Raw genomic sequence first — 22,043 nt, 5'->3', positions numbered from 1 at the left:
CATCCTAGGGTGTAAGTTTAGGAGGAGAAAATTTCTAAACAAGCTCTAATCTTTACCGCATAATTTGGGGCAAGGCACTGCGAATTCAAATAATGGGGGATTGTTTGGGTCAATGGTGATGGGGCTAACAAACCGCTTTGGATTATCAATATGTATGATTGTACGAAGGGGGATGGAATCTGGTTCATTAAATACACCTAAATGGAGGTACATTATGTCGGTGGTGTCTTCGCTTAGGGCCTTGATAATTGGTTTAGTGTCTCCGAGGAAAGTGTAAAATTTTACGCGGCCAGTATCGGAGGGAATCGCATTTTCATAGAACGTGTTGTAAACGGCCTCCTGAGAAAGCGTATCCCAGTGGGTAATGAATTCCAGGGCTTCAACGGAAGGTACAGCTTTGCCAATTGTATCTGATGAATTGTTATTAAGCTTCTTGAGGTAAGGAATGATATTGATATCAACATAATTCATTGGAAAGGCGGTGCTGCTCTCAAGGGCATCTTTCTGGGTGTTTACCAAATAAAGGATCGGCCTAAAAGTGGGTTCGTTATTTGCAGTGGAATCCAAAGTAGCTAGCGGATCTAAGGACATATATACCCTAAAAAGGATGGAATCCTCAGCAGCTTTACTTAACTGTAAAATAGTATCCACATCAGAGCGATTGATCTGAAAACTAAGCACTCTTGGGCTGTCCGGATGAATAGAAAAGTAAGTGATAATATCATTCGAGTCAGCAGTTAACCAGAGTGCATTGGGTTGGCAGATTTCTTCTTTCAAAAAACAATCTTCGTAGATAGGCGATTGGGTAGCCTGCTTATCTGGAGCAGTACAAGAATAAAATAACAAACTACCAAGGCCTACGAGTATTCCAAATAGTAACAAGGTTTGTAAAAGATTAAATAGGGAAGAGGACAAGGGTTTCATTATATGGGTTTTATTTGAAATTGAATATTTCTAAAAGTAAGTATTATCCCGAATAAATAGGCAGCGGGGATTCCTTTTTAGTACATTTCCTAGTAAAACTAGGGACTATCCTAGGTTGTGATTAGACCGTCTTCTGTAGGATGCTAGGGTGGTTTCTAAGTATTTGAAAACCAGGGTGAAATAACTATGCTTCTCCCTTGGGCAGGTTGATCTTTATGTCATTCTAAAGAGGCTCTTCTTTAACACCGAAGAAGAGAAATAACCCATGTACAATGACAGTTTACCAAAAAATCCAGCAGTCGCGAATTCCACTTTATCAGAAAATGTGGATATCTGAAGTATACCAGTACGTTTTGGAAAAAGTAACCGACACCAATTTATCAGTAAGTGATATGGCTTACGATTTTTCGCTGAGCGAACGCCAATTGCAAAGGCACATCCGGTCCAGAATCGGTTTGTCACCAATTGAATTTATCCGAGCAGTAAAATTAGAGCAGGCCAAAGTACTACTGGAAAACGGGCAGTGCCAAACGGTGCAGGAAACGGCCTATGCAGTAGGCTTCAATCGGTCGGATTATTTCTCTGGGTTATTTAAAAACCGCTTTGGTAAGAAGCCTATTGCTTATTTGAAGTTCGCTAACAATAGCTCAATGGCCGATTTGTGAGGTTTGTTGTCCGATTAGGCGGATATGTAGTCGGGTATGTGAGCCTCACAGGGCGGCATCTTTGTGAAAGAAGCACTTATAATAATCATTTAATATTTCTCAATCATTAAAAACTGCTATTATGGCAAATGACACTAAAATTAGCGCAAGCACTGTTTCCTTAAGAAATTGTGGAGAATTTAGAGCTAAATTCCGGGCAATATGGGAAGAAGAGAGAGCAGGGACGGAATGGACCAAGTTTTTTGGATCTTCAGGGGATGAAGGTCAAATAAGAACACTTGACCTTAAAAAATTTGGAATTCCTGAAGGTACTGATGTCGCTATTCAAGTACATGTAGAGGGGGGAGGGCATGATTCTTCCAATTCGTTCACTTATAACAGTAGTGGAGGCGGAGCCTATTTCCTGGTAAGTGGCCTTACTATTAGCTGGAAACCTATTATTGGACCTCGTGACAAAGATAATGGTTGTGGCTAAAAACGATTGATGATGGTAGCGCCTGGGCATTTTTTATGTAAAAAGCCTAGGCGTACTCCATTTTAGGTCAGCTTAAGATTATTATTAGATTGACCTTTTTCAAATAGCAGGTAAAACCTTGTGTTCTGTTAGCAGTATTCCCGTAATTTAGCCCGAAACACATAGAAATGAATAAACTAATCGGACTAATCCTACTACTCGCAGGCATCGCTGCTGGCGTCTACGGTTTTCAACTCTATCAAGATGCTACTGCGGATATCAGTATCCTGGGGCTGGACATTTCGGCCAGTGATAAGGAGGCTACCCAGCAAGCTTACATCTTTTTTGGGTTAGGAGTGGTCGGCGTGATCGCTGGATTGATCTTTTGGAAGAAGACTGATTAACACTTTTAATCAAGTGCTTTTACAGATTTGGATATGCTGAAAAAGAAGGTACTTCCGTGGTGAAGTTTTGATTCTACCCAGATTTTTCCTCCGTGTAGGTCTACAATTTTGTGGCAATGCGCCAGCCCTATGCCTGTACCTTCATATTTTTCGATGCCATGTAGCCGCTGAAATAGAGAGAATATCTGTTCCTTATACACGGGGTCGATTCCGATACCTTGGTCAGTGACAGTAAACTGCCAATGACTCTTTTTGTCTTTTACGCCTAAATGAATAATGGGAGATTGATCTGCTTTCCGGAACTTGAGGGCATTAGATATAAGGTTTTGGAACAACAATCTGAGCTCCGTTTCATAGCCCATGATTTTGGGCATAGGGTTAATAGAAATATTAGCTTGGGTCTGGTTGATTTGTGCAGACAAATCATCGAGAATGTTTTGAATCAAATCACTAATGTCCACCTGAGAAAGTTGACGGTTGGTGCCGATTCGGGAGTATTCCAATAAGCCCTTGATGAGTTGGCTCATCCGAGCGGATGCATCAACGATAAACTTGAGGTACTCATGGCCCCGTTCATCAAATTTATCTTGATAGCCACGTTTGAGCAAGCCAACAAAACTGATTACAGTTCGCAGGGGTTCCTGCAGGTCGTGAGATGCCACGTAGGCAAACTGCTCCAGTTCTTTGTTGCGGGCTTCTAATTGACGAGATCGAATTCGTTCTTGTTCAGCTTCCTTTTCTTGGGTAATATCCCAGTTTGTGCCGATAATTCGGACGACCTGCCCTTGGTCATCACGTTGTATACTACCAACAGCTTTGATATTGCGAATGACTCCATCGTCTCGTTGAATCCGGAATTCAGTATTGACCAATGCTTTTTCCCCTATTGAGCGCCAACGGATCATTTCCCGGAAAATAGCTACATCATCAGGGTATACATAGCCTTGCCAACTTTCTATTTGGACAGAAAACTGATCGCAGGAAATGTCGTAAATTTCTAACATGGTCTCGTCCCAAATCAGAGTGTCATCCTGTACATTCCAATCCCAAATTCCAATTTTGGCAGCACGCGTAGAAACTTGGAACCGATTTGTTAATTCTGAAAGGGCTTGCTGCGTTTGAGACAATTTAGCCTGCGTGAGCTTTCTTTCTGTGATATCCGTAGCTTGTAATAAAATATATTTTACCTCCCCCTTTTCGTTACGAATAGCGGTATACGCAACATCTGCCCAGCGCATCTGCCCGTCAATAGTCATAAAGGCATCTTCGGCGAGTAAGGTCTCCTTTATTTGCCCCGCTTTTAGTACTTGGTCTTTGATGATGGTTTGCCATTCAGGGAGTTCTGCCAAGGCAGGAGTTTCCCAAATATAGGCCCCGATATAATCTTCGTAGCGCGATCCGGTAATCTGAAGTGGTAAATCATTAACTTCAATAACACGCCCAGTTGGTGAGAGGAGCACCATGATTTGGAACTGCTGGTTAAATACCGTACGAAATCGTTCTTCTCGATCTATTAAAGTTTTTTCGGCTTCTTTACGTTGGGTTATATCACGATTGACTCCAATAGCCCCTGTTACGTCTCCGTATTCATTTTTTAGTGCGGTAATGGAAGCTAATACATATAGCTCTTCCCCTGATTTTTTTGTCTGGACAACCTCCCCGTTCCAGGCACCTTCTGTTACGAAAATAGCAGCAACTTTTTCCCGATCCGCTCTAAGATACTGCGTCGGTATTATTGTTCTCAGAGGTTGGCCAAGTGCTTCTGATTCTGTCCACCCGTACATTTTTTCGGCGGCTTTATTCCAGGAAATAATGCCATACTTTTCGTCTGTTGTAATGACTGCGTCAGATACGTTATCAAGAAGAGTGGCTTGGTTTTTTAATCGTTCATTGGATAATACACGTTCTGTAATATCTTGCATCGTTCCAATGACCCGTTGAGCTTCACCGGTTTGGGAGCGCATAATTACTCCGGAAGAAAGTATGTGGACGATATCACCATTTCTAATTATCCGGAATTTGATTTCGGAAGTGTTCGTATTATTTTCTTGGTTCAGTGCCTTTTGATATTTTTTAAAAATTTGCGCTTTATCATCCGGATGAATACACTGGAAGAAAAAAGTGTTTCGATCAATTGGATCTGAGGGAGGCAGGTCAAATAAATCGTGCATACCCGTATCCCAGTGTGTTTTGTTTTCTTTAATATTCCATTCATAGCAACCTAGCCCTACGGCTTTGAGTGCAAGTCTAAGGCGCTTTTCACTTTCGATAAGTGCTGTTTCTATTCTCTTTTTTTCAGTTAAATCAATGATGCTGGCACGCACTATGGGCCGGTTATAAGGAGGGAACCGAATTAAGCGAACCTCACAAGGAATTTCTCGCCCATCGCGGTCAATATGAATCCACTCAAAGGCGGGGTTGCCGCCGTTTAGGGCCAGTTGAATATACGCTTCGGCTTTATCCGCTACTGATACTCCTTGATAAAGCTTAAGGCTGATATCTGTAGGGCCTAATTGAAGCAATTCTTCTCGGGAGAATTTAAGTAGAGAACAGGCCGCTTTATTGGCCTCGATAAATCGACCCAATTCAACATCAAAGATGACGACCACCTCTTGGGCATTATCAATCAAGACGCGATAGCGCTCTTCATCTAAATTTTCTGCTGGTAATTTATTCCCCATTGATCAGGTTTAATGGCCGCAACTAGCCGGGCCCTTAGGCCATCAATGGCGAGAAATAAATGTAAATAAGCAGTACAATAACACATACTACAATGCCTACTTGGTTAACGTATTTCCAAGGTGTAATATCAACCTGGTTAGTGTACTGCAGTTGGAAGTTCTCCGTTCTTGGATAAAAACGACCAATGAGCAACATGATCAGGATGTTAAGCACAAATAAAATGGCCATAACGTGTAGAAAATGCGGGTAGGCTCCAGCTTCCACATAAGCCAATTCTTTTCCTGTTATCCCCGCTGCTTCGGCACTTTCAACCGCCTTTTGTACCAATTGAGGCTTGAGAATAAACTGACTAATCGAATACAAAATTACACCAGATAGAATAGCAATTTTTGCCGCAATTGCAGGCACTTTTTTGGTTAAATACCCAACTATAATAATGGTAAGAATAGGGATGCTATAACAACCGTTCACTTCTTGCAAATAGCCAAACAAGCCGTCTGGAGCATTATCAATTAGTGGTGCGATAAACATGGCTAGAATGGCCAATAAAACGCCAAACATTTTTCCTGCTTTTACCACTTGTTGCTCGGTAGCATCTTTTTTAAAGTATTCTTTATAAATATCAAGTCCGAAAAGAGTGACAGAGCTATTCAGGGCGCTGTTGAATGAACTCAAAATGGCACCAAATAATACAGCAGCAAAGAAACCTACAAGCGTAGCTGGTAATACTTCACTTACTAACCTCGGGTAAGCCTCATCAGGTTTTGCTAGCGTATCTCCAAAAATATGAAAAGCAATAATGCCGGGAATAACCAAAATGAGCGGCCCTAGAATCTTTATAAAACTAGCTAAAATCAAACCTTTTTGCCCTTCCTTTAGGTTCTTGGCAGCTAGCGCACGCTGAATAATTGCCTGGTTGGTACCCCAATAAAAGACCTGAACCAGCATCATTCCGGTGAATATTGTTGCAAAAGGAACAGAAGCAGCAGCATCTCCAATGGAATTGAATTTATCTGGATTACTACTCATTATTTCTGAAAAACCAGCAGATATACTTCCGTCACCAACATAGGCCAAACCAAAAAACGGGATCATAATTCCACCAATTAAAAGCCCTATCGCATTCACCGTATCTGAGACGGCAACTGCTTTTAATCCTCCAAAAACGGCATAAATAGAACCAATAATCCCAATGCCCCAAACGCAGGCCCATATCGATTGGATTCTTGAAATCCCTAAAACATCAGGCAAGTCAAACATAGAGCTGAAGGCTACGGCTCCAGAATACAAAACGATGGGTAACAAAACCACTACATAACCAGAAAGGAATAAGGCCGAAGCGATGGTCTTTGTCGTTTTGTCGTAACGATTGGCTAAAAACTGCGGAATGGTTGTAAGGCCACCTTTCAAATATCGAGGAAGCAAGAAAACCGCAGTTACGACCATTGCAATGGCGGCCAAGGTTTCCCAAGCCATTACCAAGAGGCCTTCGGTATAAGCCTGTCCGTTCAGGCCAATAATTTGTTCCGTCGATAAATTAGTTAATAGCAAAGAGCCCGCAATAACGACTGCCGTTAGGCTCCTTCCACCAAGAAAATATCCATCGGCAGAGGATTCATTTGTTTTCCGGGTCGAGTAATAGGCAATTACCCCAACCAAAATTGTAAAACCTAAAAAGGTTATAAGTTGCATTGTGTATTAAGTTTTGTCAATTGTAAGTTTGCTAAAGGGAAAAACAAAAGTAGCTCTGATTTTGAAGTTTTTCTTTCATTTGTTAAACAATATCAAACTATGTGCCCGAAATCTTGTCTATTTCTTTTGGTTTTTAGCGAAATTATATTGTTCAATTGGGTGTTTTGAACATCTTTTTCAGGTGCAAATACGCACTTTGTCTAGTCGCCTATTCAAACAACTTTTGATCCTCTTCAGAGAGAGAATTTCCAATGAATCCTAAATATTCGTATTCAGGTCAAGGGGTGTTTTCAAACAAGGTAGAGAGAAAAGAAATACCATCTATTGCTTTTGGCTGGCCTTATGCAGTAAGTGAAGCCAGTGCCGGCACCAGTTTCCTGGTTAAAAGCCGGCAGGGTTGTTGCAGAATTGATTTTCCGGAAAAGCCTGATAATTGTAAAAAAAAGGAGACTTTGTGCTTCGTACTTAACTAAGTTAATGCTAAGGTGTTCACACTGAGAATACCGAATTGACAACGCATTTCGAATATAATTATGATCTTATCTACTCCGCTTGGTCGTCTTCGCCTTGTTGCTATAGCCGAAGGGATCAGTTACCTTTTATTTGCCCTTACAATGCCACTGAAATACTTTATGGAGACTCCTGGTCCCAACAAAGTGGTAGGCATGGCACATGGTTTTCTTTTTCTACTTTACATAGCATTGGTATTGCAGTGCGCTTATCTTTTCAAGTGGTCTTGGAAAATAACAGGCCTGGCATTACTGGCTTCTATCATTCCTGGTGGCACCTTTTATGCACACGCAAAGTGGTTTAGAGAACCGGCGATTTAACTACATGTAATTGTTTTTTATTTGTACGTAGGATATTTTTTGTGTATTTTTTTGAAAAAATACTTACCTTACCATTCTCCTTAGTGAACTGACAAGCACTAAGCACATCATAGGTATCTACCCCTCAGTTTGTCTTGAGGGCATTCATCGGTTTTTCTTGCGTATTGTTTGGCTGTTGCCGGTTTGGCAGCAGAAGTAGACGCACGCCCATCATGGTCGTTTGGCCAGGGGGCGGTTTTGGCGGTCCGGCCACTGGGAGGGCCCGCCACTTGGGGCTGCTATACCCACACTTCTCACACCATCCATCAATGTCGTTCAGGTTATGCGTCTTTGGGGCCATGCCTTCGTTCCTTGGCACCAGGCTATCCACAGCTCTGCTCCATAGGGTCGGGTTTTAAACCCGACCCTATGGAGCAGAGCTGTTACTATCCTTTGTCCTGCTCCTCCGTCCGCCGGGCTTCATGCTACGCATTGCGCGCTGATACGATCCTTATTGGTGTGTAGATTGTTTTTTGCGAACTCCCTTAAAGAGGGGGGGCATGAGTTTATTTGAACCTCCTGGTTGATCCACAAAATATTAGCTGAACACTGGTTTTCTATTTTCCTGAAAAAAACTTTCCTGCAAAAACATCCAGTTCCTCCTCCTGTCTCGTAGGTAGTAGTGAATGTGCGACAATAAAGCACGTACACTATTTTCAAACCAAATGATTTCAATCAAGATGATGACTAAATTCAAAATCACCCTGCTCACTTTGGCCTCCATGGCAGTGGGTTTCATTTTATTTCTTTCAGCAGACCATATTGATGCACCTAAGGTGACCGATTCTGCTCAGGACATTGCGGATTATTTTGCTTTCCAAAACCCTAACAACAACGACAACCTCGTTTTTGCCGCTACGGTACAAGGCTTGTTGTCTCCAGGCGCAACGGCTGATGCCGCGTTTGACGAAAACACCCTCATTGAGTTCAATATCGATAATGACGGTGACAATATTGAAGACCTAGTGATTCAGGCGATTCCCCGCGACGGTAAGATGATTGTGTTTGGCCCTGTAGCTCCTTCTATGAAAGGAACAGAAAGTTCCATCATGTCGGCTGCCAATCGCGTAGAAGCAGAGATTACCCTTTATGGGGAATCAGCAAAAACGGCTACGAATAATGGTGTAACCGTGTTTGCCGGCCCTCGTGATGATCCATTTTTCTTCGACCTGGGTGCGTATTCTGCCATTCTCGGCGGTACAGCCACCGGTTTTAGCAATCCTGGTACCGACACCTTTGCAGGAACAAACGTACTATCTGTGGTAATCGAAGTACCGAAGTCTCAGTTGGGTAGTGCTACCACACTCAACACTTGGGTAGAAACCAAACTGAAGCGCTAATCAGAGAGGAATATTAGAAAAGGTGTAGCCTACTAAGCGTAGGTAATGTGCAACCTTTCGAAAACTCCTAGGAGATTGCAACAACTTCGAATAACGCAGTGAGATCACCGCAGGTAATCAAAATAAAAACTCTGCGCCTCTGCGTCTCTGCGTGAAATATACTTTATCAGTATACTTTCAATCTTTTTAAGACTATTAAAATTAACAACAATGACATTTTCCAATAAATTTTTCGCAACGCTCACTATGCTGTTGCTCTGTGTATTCGCTTTTTCTTCGTGTGATGATGACGAGATGATGGACAGCGACTTTGACTTTACTGGCGTATACGACCAGGCCGACCAAAAAGGCCGCCCCGCCATCAATACCGTATTTGTAGGCGAAAGCCGTAAAGACGAATTCAACGAAACGACTCCAAGTACGATGGGAGCAGCTTTTGCTTCCGCTTTTGAGTCTCGCTTGCTAGCCTTAAACGCTGGCTATACCACCAATGCACTCGGATTAGATGCAACGACGTTCACTTCTGTTCTGGCAACGGACGTATTGTCGGTAGCAACAGATAAGCCAACCACCTTCTTCGATGGTACAAATGTACTGACAGGCCGCACCTTGGCTGACGATGTAATCGATGTAGAATTGTTACTGATCTTCGGTGGACCTGATGGTTCTGCTAATCCTGGCCTGACTTCTGATAATGTTGATGCCAATGATAAGGCATTCTCTAATAGCTTTCCTTACTTGGCAAGCCCTTGGTAAGGAAGAGCGCTTAAACAAAAGCGCACTTTGTTTTCTGCGCAAACAGCGCTTTTAACCCAAACAGTTTTTGATCTTTTGCTCCTGCTTGGTAAGGAACCGCACAAAAATGACTCAACTTATTTTTGCGCAATATTAAGACTACCAAAGCAGGAGCGAAAGACCCTTTCCTCCACTTCAAGTTACCTACGATGCTAACCTTACTCCTAGCCCTGAGCCTCAAGGGCATACTATCTTTTTTCTCTTCTTCAAGTGATGCACCATTGGTGCAGGCTGCTGAAATCAATAACCTTTACCAGCCTACTTATCGCACAGCCTATTACGATCAGGAAATTGCATTCTGGTCCACAAAATTAGAGGACAGTCCCGAACAGCTTACTTTCGCACTCCAATTAGCGAATGCCTACGAAGCTCGCTTCAGTGCTTTTGCATTCATTAATGATCTAAAGGAAGCCGAAGATTTGCTGACCAATGGTTTGGCCGCTGCTACCCTCCAAAGAACTACTTTTTTGCGCGCATTGGCACGAAATTACATTAGCCAACACCGATTCCAGGAAGCGCTTATCCTGGCAGAAGAAGCCATGAGTCGCAGCGACAACCAGCTGGCCAGTACTTACCTTTTATTTGATGTAATGATGGAGCTGGGCCAGTATGAGGAAGCCGAAATGTTGCTGCAAAAAATGTATACTAAAGGTGGTTTTGCCTATCTCATTCGCAAAGCAAAATGGGAAGATTATAAAGGAAACCTTGCTTTTGCGATCGCTCGCCTGGAAGAGGCCAAAGATGCGCTTGACCCATTAAACGATAAAACCCAAGCCATTTGGCTGTACTCTAACCTTGCCGACTTTTACGGGCACCAGGGAGCAGTCGAAAAAGCTTACGAACATTACCGGATGACCCTGGCCCTTGACCCTGGTAACTGGTACGCTTACAAAGGCTTGGCTTGGATGGCTTACGCTCATGACAATAACCCCAGTATGGCGCGAGAAATGATTCACCAGATCATGCGCCATAATGATAGCCCGGATTTACACCTACTACTCGCAGAAGTCTTCACACACGAAGGCAACCAAGCCTGTGCTACTGACGAAAAGGAAACCTTTCGCTTGACGACAGCTACTCCTTCCTACGGGCACATGTACCGAATTCCAACCTGTGAAATGGAATTGGAGAAATTCCGGAAACAAAATGCGCTTGCTTTGGCCCTGGCAGAAGTGAGAGAACGCCCCACCCCGGAAACTTATGATCTATTGGCCTATGCCTACTTCCACAACGGCTCCGTAACCGCCGCACAAGAAGTAGCCATGCAGCATGTTTGGCAAAAAACATTCGAACCGGTAGCCATGATGCACTTGCGGGAAATTTTCCCTTACAATGAAGAAATACAAGCTTTTACGAAAGAAGAGTTGGCTGGCGCAGCCTTTGAAATCGGGCCAGTAGCCTTCGCTGAAATTCAGTTCTAATATTTTTTCAAAGAAAAGAACCCCAAAAACATCCACTTACAACCGCCTTCTCGTAAGTAATTACATATCGCCTGAANAAACACTTTCCAAGTCTTAGAGCTTGTCGGGAAATTTTGCGAACTATTTTTCAAGGATTTACGGTTCTGGCTAAGGGATTAAAATTGAATTTAGCGGGCTAAATGAAATTTTTATACCGACGCCAGGTTCGAAAATCCTTGAAAAGGAGGAAGCACTAATAATGTTTATTAGTTGGACTTTAGGTTGCATTTCGTTTCAAATTAAATTTCCCGACAAGCTCTTATCCCACGGACATTGTTTGACATTTTCCAAGAAACACCGGGACGCTATTAACTCCCAAAGTTCGAATCTGCCAGCCCCAAAGGGCTAGGATGAAATTAAGTTGACATAAGATGATGAGTCATTGTGAGACTGATCAAGGCGAAGGTTCAGAAGCTACGCCAAAGCGTAGTGACTGGTTCTTCAACGAAGAGTAGCCTCGCAAGGGGCGTCAGATTGTGCCAAGTTAATATTGTCGTAGCCCTTATATCCCTTCATCTGTAACGATGAAGGGCTGGCAACTCTTTGATCAAGAAATTAAATTTTAATCTAAACCAATTATGTTATGAGAACCAAATTAGGCACTTTTTTAGGTGCACTCATTATGATGCTGTGGGGAATACAACCGGTCTTGGCCTCCAGCCACCGAGAAGCACCACTCATCGCCAATGACCCGCTGGCGGACAATACGGACCTCTACGCTTTTCGTAGTCCCGATGATCCGAATACTATCACGATCATTGCCAATTACATTCCAGCCGAATTGCCCTATGGCGGCCCCAATTACTATACTTTTGGAGAGAATGTTCGTTATGAAATTCATATTGATAACGATGCATCCATTCCTGGTGATGAAATTGTTTACCGCTTTACTTTCCAACGGACCAACGAAGATCCTACTACTTTCTTCAATATCCGCCTGGGGGCACAAAACCTCAAAACGACTTACACGCTTGAGCGAAGTATGGATGGAGGTGATTCTTTCCAAACCATCGTTTCCAACGGTGTCGTACCGCCCAATTACATCGGCCCGCGTAGTATTGAAAGTGGTGTAGGTTTGAATACCACCTACGCTCAGTTGATGGAAGACGCTATCACGGATAGCAGCACAGGCGAAACGGTTTTTGCCGGTCCTGTTGATGATCCTTTTTATGTGGATTTAGGTGGCATTTTCGACTTGGGTAACTCTCCTCGTCAGAATGGTGAAAACCGCGATGGATTGGCACGTTACAATGTTCACACCTTAGCACTGAAAATTCCAATTAGCTTTTTGCTAAAAGCTGGTGCATCAGCTACGCCCGCTAATATTTTGGACGGCGATTATGTGATCGGTGTTTGGGCATCAGCCAGCCGCCAGGCGGTGCGTACCCTCAATTTCGATGGTACTTCTGAGACCTCTGGCGATTGGATCCAGGTTTCTCGTCTAGGAATGCCCCTTACCAACGAAGTAGTAATTCCTATCGGAATGAAAGATTACTGGAATGGCCTAACCCCTTACGACGAACTTACTGATACCGCTTTAGACGGATTTTTCTACAACCCTGAACTGTCGCTCTATATGAACGATGATCAGTTTGGTGGTGCTGTACCTGCTTTTTCTGCTTTACGGATTCAGCGTAATTCCCTACAAGGCTTTGATTTTGGCAATGGCCAAGATGGTCTGTACGCACTCAAAGGCAGCGATGCTGTAGCTGGTACTGCATTGGATGATGCCATCTTTGGCACGCTTTTACTGCCTGGCCCTGGCTTGCCACGTTCGGTAGACCTTTGGCCTATCTTCCATACCGGAGCACCCAACTTTCCTCCTTACCAATTGGCTACCGGCAAAAACGGTAATCCTCTTGCAGCGGGCAAGCCTTTTATCAACAACTTCTTGCCCAATGGTGGAGATNTGTTGCGCCTAAATATGGCCGTACCTGTCACCGACCGTGACGATCCTGCTTTCAGTTCACTAGGACTGGTACAAGCAGCTGTTCTTGGATTGACCGACCCTACTTACGCTGGCACTGCCGATCTTGAGTTTATCCCCAATATGGATGGCTTCCCCAATGGACGCCGCTTGCAGGATGATGTTACACGTATCGAATTGCAAGCCGTGAGTGGTATCGTACTAGCAGCCATTGGCTTATGGTATGACGATTACACTGCTGGTGGTGCCAACCCAGTAACCCAAGACTTGGTAGATGTACTGACTTACAGCACTGGCGTTGAGCAGAACGATAAGCCGTTTAGTAATACTTTCCCTTACATCGCTGCCCCTTGGGCGGGAACAGAGGTCGAGTAAATACCAACAATTACAATAACTATAGTCTTCCGAGGAACAGCACGAAAATAAAAAGCGATTTTGTTTTTCACAATAGTTGAATAAACGATTCATTTTAAGTGTTTTAACTATTTGAAAAACTAAAGAAAAATCGCACTTTATTTTCTGCGCAATACAAAGGGAGACTATTCAACTATAAAATAATAATTATGTTTCTCAATAAATTTACTCAGCTGGCCTGGGTGTTCTGCCTGCTCTTAGTGTGGGGTAGTAGCTCTAGCCTGCAGGCTTCGTCACATCGCGAAGCGCCAATGATTGCCGACGATCCATTAGCGGATAACGTCGATTTGTACGCTTTTCGTAGCCCTGCCAACCGTAATAGCATTGTTTTTGTGGCTACTTACGTACCTATGCAGTTACCTCAGGGTGGTCCAAATTACTACCAATTTGGCGAAAATATTCGCTACGAAATACACATCGATAACGATCCCAGTACTACTGGCGACGATATTATCTATCGCTTTACCTTTTACAAGGAAAATGAAGACCCGAGCACGTTTTTCAATATTCGCTTAGGCCAACAAAACCTACGTACTCGCTACAATCTGGAACGTAGCCGCAACGGCGGAGCATCCTTTGTGACCATCCTGCGTGGTGGCCCGGTTCCTCCACCAAATATTGGCGCGCGTTCTATCGAGTCAGCTGTAGGTATGAACTCTACTTATGAACGTCAGGTGAAATTGGCTCGCAGGAATACAATCACTGGCGAGCGTGTTTTTGCTGGCCCAATGGATGATCCTTTCTTTGTAGACTTGGCAGGTATTTTTGACCTTGGTGATGCACCACGGCAGAATGGCCAAGCGCTGGACGGATTGGCTTGTATGAATACCAGCGCCATTGTAATGGAAATTCCTATTCGCTATCTCGTACCACGGGGTACTTCTGGCCCTACCAGCATTCTTGACCCTAACTACGTGATCGGTGTTTGGGCATCAGCCAGCCGTCGTTCTATCCGCACGCTTACAGCTGGTGGCGAGGAGCACAGCGGTGAGTGGGTACAGGTTTCTCGCCTGGGTATGCCACTGACCAACGAAGCTGTGATCCCTGTAGGAATGAAAGATTACTGGAACAGCATCACGCCTTACCAGGAATTACAGGACACGCTGTTGGATCAGTACTTCTACAACCCTGAATTGGGCTTGTACATGGACGATGATCTGTTTGGTGGTGCGGTACCTGGTTTTGCACCATTGCGCATTCAACGCAATTCTTTAGGAGCCTTTGACTTTGGTAACGGACAAGATGGACTCTTCCCGCTGAAAGGTAGTGATGCCGTAGCCGGTACTGCCCTTGATGATGCTATTTTTGGTACCCTCTTGTTGCCTGGCCCTGGCAAACCACGTTCGGTAGACCTTTGGCCCATCTTCCATACAGGTGTGCCTAACTTTCCGCCGTATCAATTAGCTACCGGCAAGGATGGTAATCCACTAGCGGCAGGTAAGCCTTTTATCAATAACTTTTTACCAACAGGTGGTGATATGTTACGCCTGAATATGGCCGTGCCTGCTACCCCTCGTGATGATCCAAACTTTAGCTCTTTAGGCTTGGTACAAGCTGCCGTTCTGGGACTTACCGATCCTACTTACGCTAGCACTGCCGACCTACAGTTTATCCCCAATATGGATGGTTTCCCCAACGGACGCCGCCTGGAGGATGATGTAACACGCATCGAATTACAAGCTGTTTCAGGAGTCGTATTGGCTGCTGTAGGACTGTGGTACGATGATTACATCCCTGGCGAAAGTGCCAGCCCGGTAACCAATGACCTCTTGGGTGTACTGACTTATACTACTGGTGTAGAAGCGAATGATAAGCCGTTCAATAAGAGCTTCCCTTATCTGGCTTTACCCTTTGCGGGTGATGATCCTTGTGCAGGTGAAGTAGCGGATAACACTATGCAATTGAGTATTGCTCCCCTGAGCCAAACCCCACAGTTGGATCTACAGCCTACGGTAGTGCGCCAAGCGGGTAATTACCCAAATCCATTCCGTACAAACACCACTATCCAGTTGGATTTGGCGACACCAAGCCAGTTGACCATGGATGTGATGGATGTTTCCGGTCATACCATTGAACGTTGGAGTGATGGTGCCTCTGAAGGTATCTACCAGCGCGAATGGGATGCAAGTGCCTATCCTGCCGGATTGTACTACCTACGGGTAGCTAACGAACGCGGTGAAGTACTGCAAGTCATCAAAATGGTTAAGTCCAGATAAAAGACCCGATCTAGTATCCTGTTGATAAAAAGACAGGTTACTAGATTGTTTTTTGGACAATAGTCACGCTGACTCTTCATCAGGGTCGCTCCCGAAGAGTCAGCATTTTAAAAACAAAAACAAAAACAGCACAAAAATAAATGAGTCTTCGTTTTTACAATAGTTGGTTTAGCGCTTCATTTTAAGCGTTCCAGCTAATGGAAAAACCTCAAAGAAGGCTCTATTTATTTTTTGCGCAATAATATAACGTCATGAAATTCAATCTAATAACACTTCTTCTTTTAACTTTACTTACGTGGTCTTGCCAAAATGAGACTAACTTACAACAAGCCTCCTCTACCCAAGATATAGACCTGCCCAAGCTCCTTGATCGGCATGCAGATTTGCGCCAGGGAACGGAGTGGGATCAGATTCAACGCCTCTACGTAACCCAGCAACAAGCCTTGCGCAAAGACCCTCAGGATGCAGAAGCTTACCTGAAGCTCGCCCAAATTTTCATCAATGAAGCCCGCATCACTGGTGAACACGGCCATTACTATCCTGGGGCACTGGAAGTCATTAAGAAGGGTTTAGCGCAACCACTGGTGAATGCTGACTTACGTTTTCAAATGCTTTCTACACGCGCTTCGGTAGAATTGTCTCAGCATGATTTTACCAATGCGCTTGCCACGGCAGAAGAAGCCGTAAAACTCAACCCCTACAATGCCCAAATCTACGGAGCGCTCGTTGATGCCAATGTAGAGTTGGGTAATTACACCCAAGCAGTAGCTATGGCAGATAAAATGGTGAGCATTCGACCAGACCTGCGTTCTTATTCTCGGGTATCTTATCTTCGTGAAATACACGGCGATGTTGATGGTGCTATCGAAGCCATGAAGATGGCCGTGACTGCTGGTTTTCCAGGACAGGAAGCCACCTGCTGGGCGCGGCTTACACTGGGCGAACTTTACGAAACGTACGGTTATCCAGCTGAAGCAAAAGAACAGTATACATTGGCGCTTGCCGAAAGGGAAGATTACCCTTTTGCAATGGCCAAATTAGCTACACTGAAAACGGAAGAAGGTGATCTGGCTGCTGCAGAGGAAGAATTGTTGGCTGCCGCCGCAATTATTCCGGAAATAGGCTTTTACACGGACCTTGCAAGCATTTATAAGCAACAAGGTGACCAGGAAAAGCTAGAAGCTGCGCTTACCGAAATTCAGGTAATGCTACAAGATGATGTGAATAGTGGTCACCGAATGGATATGGAATATGCTTTTATTTATCTTGAATTGTACGAAAGTCCTGAACAAGCCTTAGTTTACGCCACCCAAGAATACGAACGCCGGCCTGAAAACATCGATGTTAACCGTTTGTTAGCCAGAATTTACACCAGTATGGGTAATAAGGAATTGGCAGACCAACATTTAGTGAAAGCTGGTGTTACAAATTCGAAACACCCAGAGCTTTTAGCTTTGGCAGATTAGGAACAGGGACTATCTAGTTTATGAATATTACTATAATTATTCCAACTTATAATGAGGCTGCTCAGATCGAGCGCCTCATTCATCATCTACGCAAGTATACACATGCGCAGATTCTCATTGCCAATTCACCTAATACAACGGACAATACTGCTGAATTGGCGCTTGCTGCAGGAGCCGAAGTACTGAGCTGCCCAAGAGCAGGTCGCGCGCCGCAGATGAACTATGCGGCTGGGCAAACTACGGCTGATATTCTCTATTTTATTCATGCGGATACACTGCCGCCAGCCAGTTTTATGGACGATATAGCGCAAGCCCTGGAGCAAGGTAATGACCTGGGATATTTTAGCTACCAATTTGAATCCAAAAAAACGTTACTGAAATTTAATAGCTTTTTTACCCGCTATGATGGCCTGTTTGCCGGTGGGGGAGATCAAACCCTTTTTATCCACCGGGCAGCATTCGAGCAATTAGGTGGATTCCATGATGAGCTTCGCCTGATGGAAGATTTTGACCTTGTGAAAAGAGCCAGACGGGCAGGTTTAAAGCATTGCCTGATCCCTAAAGATGCTCTCGTTTCCGCACGGAAATATGACAATAATTCGTGGATGCGGGTGAATTTGGTAAATCTTTGGGTATTTTTGCTTTTTCATTGTGGTGTTTCTTCCGACCGGCTTTGTCAGACTTATCGCAAGTTACTTCAAACGGATTGAGGAATGACCACTTGGTTATTGGCAACATCAATACTAAGTGACAGAATATCTTGTGCCTTTGGCATTTCTGTCGAAATATTAAGCATCCCTCATGGGCAAAGAGAAAATTATTTACGGTATCCAGCAGGTAGGGATCGGAGTGCATGACGCAGAAGAGGCATTTCGCTGGTACGGTCAAGTTCTGAAAGCAGATTTACTGGTCTTTGATGATAAAAAAGTAGCAACTCACATGGCTCGGTACATGGGAGGAGAACCTCATCAAAAGCGAGCATTGTTAGCGATGCAGGCCAATGGTGGCAGCGGTTACGAAATTTGGCAATACGAAGATCGTACGCCTACTGGGCCCCCTGCACCTGTTCAATTAGGAGACCTGGGCATCAATTACATTACCGTCAAATCTCACGATCTGGCCGCTGCTCGCTCCAGGATGGAACAAGCAGAAGTGCCCTTTCGAGGAGACCTTTCAGCTAGCCTTGCAAAGGATAGCTTTATGATTCAGGACCCCTACGGTAACCTCATCGAGATCAAAGCTGCCGATGATTGGTTTAGTAAATCCGATGGGCCTCTAGGCGGAATTTGTGGTGTAGCCATTGGTGTTACAGATATTGATCGCTCACTGCGCTTGTATTCAGATATTCTCGGTTACGAACAAGTTCTTGAAGATGTCGTTATCGGCAAACCCGGTGAGAAGCACTATTTTCGTAAAGTACAACTCGGGATGCCCAAGGTGCCACAAGGAGGCTTTAGCCAATGGATCGGAAGTAGCGAACTCACCTTGATCCAATGCCTGGAGCGTGAGCCCGTCAAGATATTCGAAAATCGTTATTGGGGCGACCTGGGCTACATTCACGTTTGTTTTGATACCAAGCACATTGGAGCATTGATCGACGAATGCGCCGAAAAAGGCTATCCTTTCCAAGTAAAAAGCGAAGAAACCTTTGAAATGGGCGATACCAACGGCCGCTGGGGCTACCTGGAAGACGATGATGGCACCCTTATTGAATTCGTAGAAGCCCAAAAGGTCCCCTTGCTCAAATCACTCAACCTCAGTATCGATCTCCAAAAGCGAGATCCGCATCGCCCACTTCCACGCTGGCTCATCAAAGCTTTGCGCCTAAAGCGTGTGAAATTTTAGGAGGTAAGCGTTTTGTTTTTTTCGGGCCACGGCCCGCCCATGTACCCCGCTGGCGGGGTCGGCTCGCAGAGTCGGGGGTGGATTTCCCGCTGGCGGGGGTATTCATCCGTTTAGTAATCATAAACTTTTCCTCCACCAAATAAGGACACAGAACTCCGGTTTGTGCAGGTATTGTTGCACGTTCAACGACCAAACCAAGCATAGAAAATCACACTAGCTATAGAGCGGTATCGAAGCAATTCATTACCGCTCTACTATTTCTCGGGGGCACTTTGAAAAATAAAGACTTTAAATTTATTTGGATTGTAGATAAATGACAGTATATTGGTTGACCAATTTTTTGGTTAACCAATTTATCTATCTAAAACGAAATCCCAAAAGGGGTTTTGTATAGCACACTAAGCGCTATTTGGATAGCCAAAGGCCAACCAATTGAAATTTAAAGAATTCAAAAAGCTTAAAGTGAAATACACATTTATTCTTTTGGCAATAGCCACCTGTTTTTGGGGATGCGAGGCATCCAATTCGGAGGGAAGTTCTTCAAAGGTGAATAATAGCCTTGAACTGGAAGAGGCCATCGCGAACGCCCAGCCAGGGGATGACATCGTCATGGCCAATGGCAGCTGGGAAGATGTTCAAATCAGGTTCACGGGCATGGGTACTTCCGACCAACCAATTACGCTGCGTGCGGAGACGCCCGGCGAGGTAATCATTGAAGGGGAATCAGATTTAAAACTAGCAGGAGAATTCTTGGTGGTAGAAGGTTTGCATTTTAAAAACGGACACAGCCCTTCCTCAGCAGTGATTGAGTTTCAAACAGACAAAGAAAATTTTGCATTCAACTGTCGGGTAACGAATTGTGTTATCGAAGACTTTAATCAACTCCAAAGAAACAAGACCGATCTTTGGGTACGATTCCGTGGCCGTCATAATCAATTGGATCATTGCTATCTAGCCGGTAAGTCCAATCGTGGGCCGACCATTAGAGTCGACCTTGCTGGGGTTGAAAGCATTAAGAATTACCATCAAATCACAGATAATTATTTTGGCCCCAGACCTCCTAAGGGCGGTCCTAGTGCCGAGACAATTCAGATTGGCAATAGCTATACCTCTATGTCGCCGAGCTATACTTTAGTAGCGAACAATCTTTTTGATCGCTGCGATGGTGAGGTGGAGATTATTTCAAGCAAGTCCAATTTCAATGAATTTAGAAACAACGTTTTCTACAAGAGTGAAGGATCATTAGTGACCCGGCACGGTAACTATTGCCTGGTAGATGGAAATTACTTCATCGGTGATGAAAATTCAGAAAACATTGGCGGTATTCGCCTCATAGGTACTGGCCACTGGGTTACGAATAACTATTTCTATAAGTTAAAAGGACAGGCTTTCAGAAGCCCGCTGGCGGTGATGAATGGTATCCCAAAATCTCCACTAAACCGGTACATACAAGTAACCGATGTGGTGGTTGCGTATAATTCATGGATCAACTGTAGCTCTCCTTTACAGTTTGGTGTGGGGTCTAATGTAGATCAAAAAGACGTATTGCCCGCTTCTGAAATACGGTCAGAACGGCCAATAAGAACCACCGTTGCCAACAACCTTATTTATAACGAAACTGCTGATAGTCAACCTGTGGTAGCGCACGATGAATTAGATGGGATTAACTTCCAAAGTAACGTCATCAATAACCAAGGCGGTGATTTTAAAGGCGTAGACGGACTGGAAAGCAAGCCTTTTGAAGTAACGAAATTGAGCGAGTATGTTTTTGCTCCAGCAGCAGAATTATCTGAGGTAGAATTATTCTCCGGCTTTGAATTCGAAACCATAGCGAAAGATTTATTTGGAACCTCAAGAGCTGACCAAAACGCAGTAGGAGCTGTTAGTAGCACGACTGCCCAGGCGCCTGATATTTTAAATAAGAGTCAGTACGGCCCTGATTGGTACGTGCAAGGAGGCACTTCTCGGGAAAGTGTTACCCATGCGGTCACGCCTTCTGCCAATGACTTGTCGGATAAGTTGGCTGCTGCCGAAGCTGGTGACGTTATCGAACTTGCTCCAGGTACTTACGAGCTTGTTGCTTCGCTAATCATTAATAAGGCCATCCAAATCAAATCCAAAGATGCGGACAACAGAGCAACTATCGTGTATTCAGGCCCAGCAGCTACACCTGCATTTGAAATGAACCCCAAAGGACAGTTGACCCTGGACAATGTCATCTTGAACGGCAAGGGAGAACAATATGCTTTTGCATCGTTGAAGGAAAACATGTCTAGCTTGTATAACCTAAGCGTCGATAACTGTGAGATCAGCGGGTTTGATTACGTGTTGAAAGCTTACAAGTATTCCTTCTCGCGATACATTGCCTTCACAAATACTACGCTGAAAGATTGCAATAATGGTATTGAGCTATCGGAAGAAATCGAAGACAAGGGAGAATACAATGCCGAAAATATCAAAATCGACAACTGCCGGTTTGAAGGAATTGACCAAAATGTCTTGGATTATTACCGCGGTGGCTACGATGAATCTACTGTAGGCGGTAACCTGGTAGTGACCAACAGTGAATTTACCAACTGCGGAGCCAAAGAGCCCAACGGTGTTTTACTCAATACTTACGGTATCATTAATGTCGCGATTACGGGGAATACATTCTTGAACAATCGGGTAAAATTGGTAGCACTCTTGTGGGGCGCTAAAAACAATACCCATGCTGATAATACAATCACGAATTCGGGAGAAATCAGGACAGAGGAAAACTTGAAACTGAATCTTCTCTATTAAATATGAAAGTAAAAAAACCTTCGTAATTACCTTTTGGTGATCTCAATGGTGAAGCGGTGAATGCCTACGCCTTGCGCCACTTGGCACGGCAGCACAAAATGGTTGA

Annotated in this window: 16 protein-coding genes; 13 read left to right on the top strand and 3 right to left on the bottom strand. The window is 44.2% G+C overall.

The features are described 5' to 3' along the window. Positions 1–45 precede the first annotated feature (45 nt). On the bottom strand, positions 46–924 hold the full coding sequence (locus A3EU_RS0103285) for a hypothetical protein (RefSeq protein WP_020534695.1): 879 nt from the start codon (positions 922–924) through the stop codon (positions 46–48). Positions 925–1,196: 272 nt separating this feature from the next. On the opposite strand from A3EU_RS0103285, the gene A3EU_RS0103280 reads away from it, so the two are divergent. The 3 genes from A3EU_RS0103280 (at position 1,197) to A3EU_RS0103270 (ending at position 2,447) form a co-directional block, all read left to right on the top strand. Next, on the top strand, positions 1,197–1,589 hold the full coding sequence (locus tag A3EU_RS0103280; protein WP_026211199.1) for a helix-turn-helix domain-containing protein: 393 nt from the start codon (positions 1,197–1,199) through the stop codon (positions 1,587–1,589). 121 nt (positions 1,590–1,710) lie between these two features. After that, positions 1,711–2,064 (top strand): hypothetical protein, encoded by a 354-nt coding sequence (locus A3EU_RS0103275; protein WP_020534693.1) that lies wholly within the window; start codon positions 1,711–1,713, stop codon positions 2,062–2,064. Between the two features lie 167 nt (positions 2,065–2,231). After that, positions 2,232–2,447 carry a DUF3185 family protein gene (locus tag A3EU_RS0103270; RefSeq protein ID WP_020534692.1) on the top strand — a complete coding sequence of 72 codons (216 nt, stop codon included), beginning with the start codon at positions 2,232–2,234 and terminating at the stop codon, positions 2,445–2,447. 5 nt (positions 2,448–2,452) lie between these two features. Here the strand turns inward: A3EU_RS0103270 and A3EU_RS32450 are convergent, their stop codons facing one another. Continuing rightward, positions 2,453–5,128: a PAS domain S-box protein gene (locus A3EU_RS32450; protein ID WP_020534691.1), complete on the bottom strand. Its 2,676-nt coding sequence runs from the start codon at positions 5,126–5,128 to the stop codon at positions 2,453–2,455. Between the two features lie 34 nt (positions 5,129–5,162). Then, positions 5,163–6,821: a solute:sodium symporter family transporter gene (locus A3EU_RS0103260; RefSeq protein WP_020534690.1), complete on the bottom strand. Its 1,659-nt coding sequence runs from the start codon at positions 6,819–6,821 to the stop codon at positions 5,163–5,165. Positions 6,822–7,354: 533 nt separating this feature from the next. Between A3EU_RS0103260 and A3EU_RS0103250 the strand changes: the two genes are divergently transcribed. The 10 genes from A3EU_RS0103250 (at position 7,355) to A3EU_RS0103200 (ending at position 21,937) form a co-directional block, all read left to right on the top strand. Further along, the gene (locus tag A3EU_RS0103250) at positions 7,355–7,651 is read left to right on the top strand and encodes a DUF3817 domain-containing protein (RefSeq protein WP_020534688.1); all 297 of its coding nucleotides are present in this window, start codon (positions 7,355–7,357) and stop codon (positions 7,649–7,651) included. 722 nt (positions 7,652–8,373) lie between these two features. Continuing rightward, positions 8,374–9,030 (top strand): DUF4331 family protein, encoded by a 657-nt coding sequence (locus A3EU_RS0103240; RefSeq protein ID WP_026211198.1) that lies wholly within the window; start codon positions 8,374–8,376, stop codon positions 9,028–9,030. 210 nt (positions 9,031–9,240) lie between these two features. Then, positions 9,241–9,786, top strand: coding sequence for a DUF4331 family protein (locus tag A3EU_RS0103235; protein WP_020534684.1), 546 nt, complete (start codon positions 9,241–9,243; stop codon positions 9,784–9,786). Positions 9,787–9,908: 122 nt separating this feature from the next. Further along, the gene (locus tag A3EU_RS29240; protein WP_020534683.1) at positions 9,909–11,246 is read left to right on the top strand and encodes a tetratricopeptide repeat protein; all 1,338 of its coding nucleotides are present in this window, start codon (positions 9,909–9,911) and stop codon (positions 11,244–11,246) included. Between the two features lie 661 nt (positions 11,247–11,907). Next, complete coding sequence (locus A3EU_RS0103225) at positions 11,908–13,587, top strand: DUF4331 domain-containing protein (RefSeq protein ID WP_425412643.1); 1,680 nt, start codon at positions 11,908–11,910, stop codon at positions 13,585–13,587. 188 nt (positions 13,588–13,775) lie between these two features. Next, positions 13,776–15,842, top strand: a complete 2,067-nt coding sequence (locus tag A3EU_RS0103220; protein ID WP_020534681.1) for a DUF4331 family protein — start codon at positions 13,776–13,778, stop codon at positions 15,840–15,842. Between the two features lie 251 nt (positions 15,843–16,093). Then, positions 16,094–17,308, top strand: a complete 1,215-nt coding sequence (locus tag A3EU_RS0103215; RefSeq protein WP_020534680.1) for a tetratricopeptide repeat protein — start codon at positions 16,094–16,096, stop codon at positions 17,306–17,308. Between the two features lie 20 nt (positions 17,309–17,328). Further along, positions 17,329–18,018, top strand: a complete 690-nt coding sequence (locus A3EU_RS0103210) for a TIGR04283 family arsenosugar biosynthesis glycosyltransferase (protein WP_020534679.1) — start codon at positions 17,329–17,331, stop codon at positions 18,016–18,018. Between the two features lie 91 nt (positions 18,019–18,109). Further along, a complete protein-coding gene (locus A3EU_RS0103205; RefSeq protein ID WP_020534678.1) occupies positions 18,110–19,153 on the top strand; it encodes a VOC family protein in 1,044 nt (347 codons plus the stop codon). Positions 19,154–19,615: 462 nt separating this feature from the next. Next, positions 19,616–21,937, top strand: a complete 2,322-nt coding sequence (locus A3EU_RS0103200) for a chondroitinase-B domain-containing protein (protein WP_020534677.1) — start codon at positions 19,616–19,618, stop codon at positions 21,935–21,937. Positions 21,938–22,043: the final 106 nt, after the last annotated feature.

This window comes from Lewinella cohaerens DSM 23179, assembly GCF_000379805.1.
In the GTDB taxonomy this organism is placed as follows: Bacteria; Bacteroidota; Bacteroidia; order Chitinophagales; family Saprospiraceae; genus Lewinella; species Lewinella cohaerens.
The sequence above is the reverse complement of the archived record's forward strand: the minus strand, read 5'-3'. Positions and strand labels throughout refer to the sequence as shown.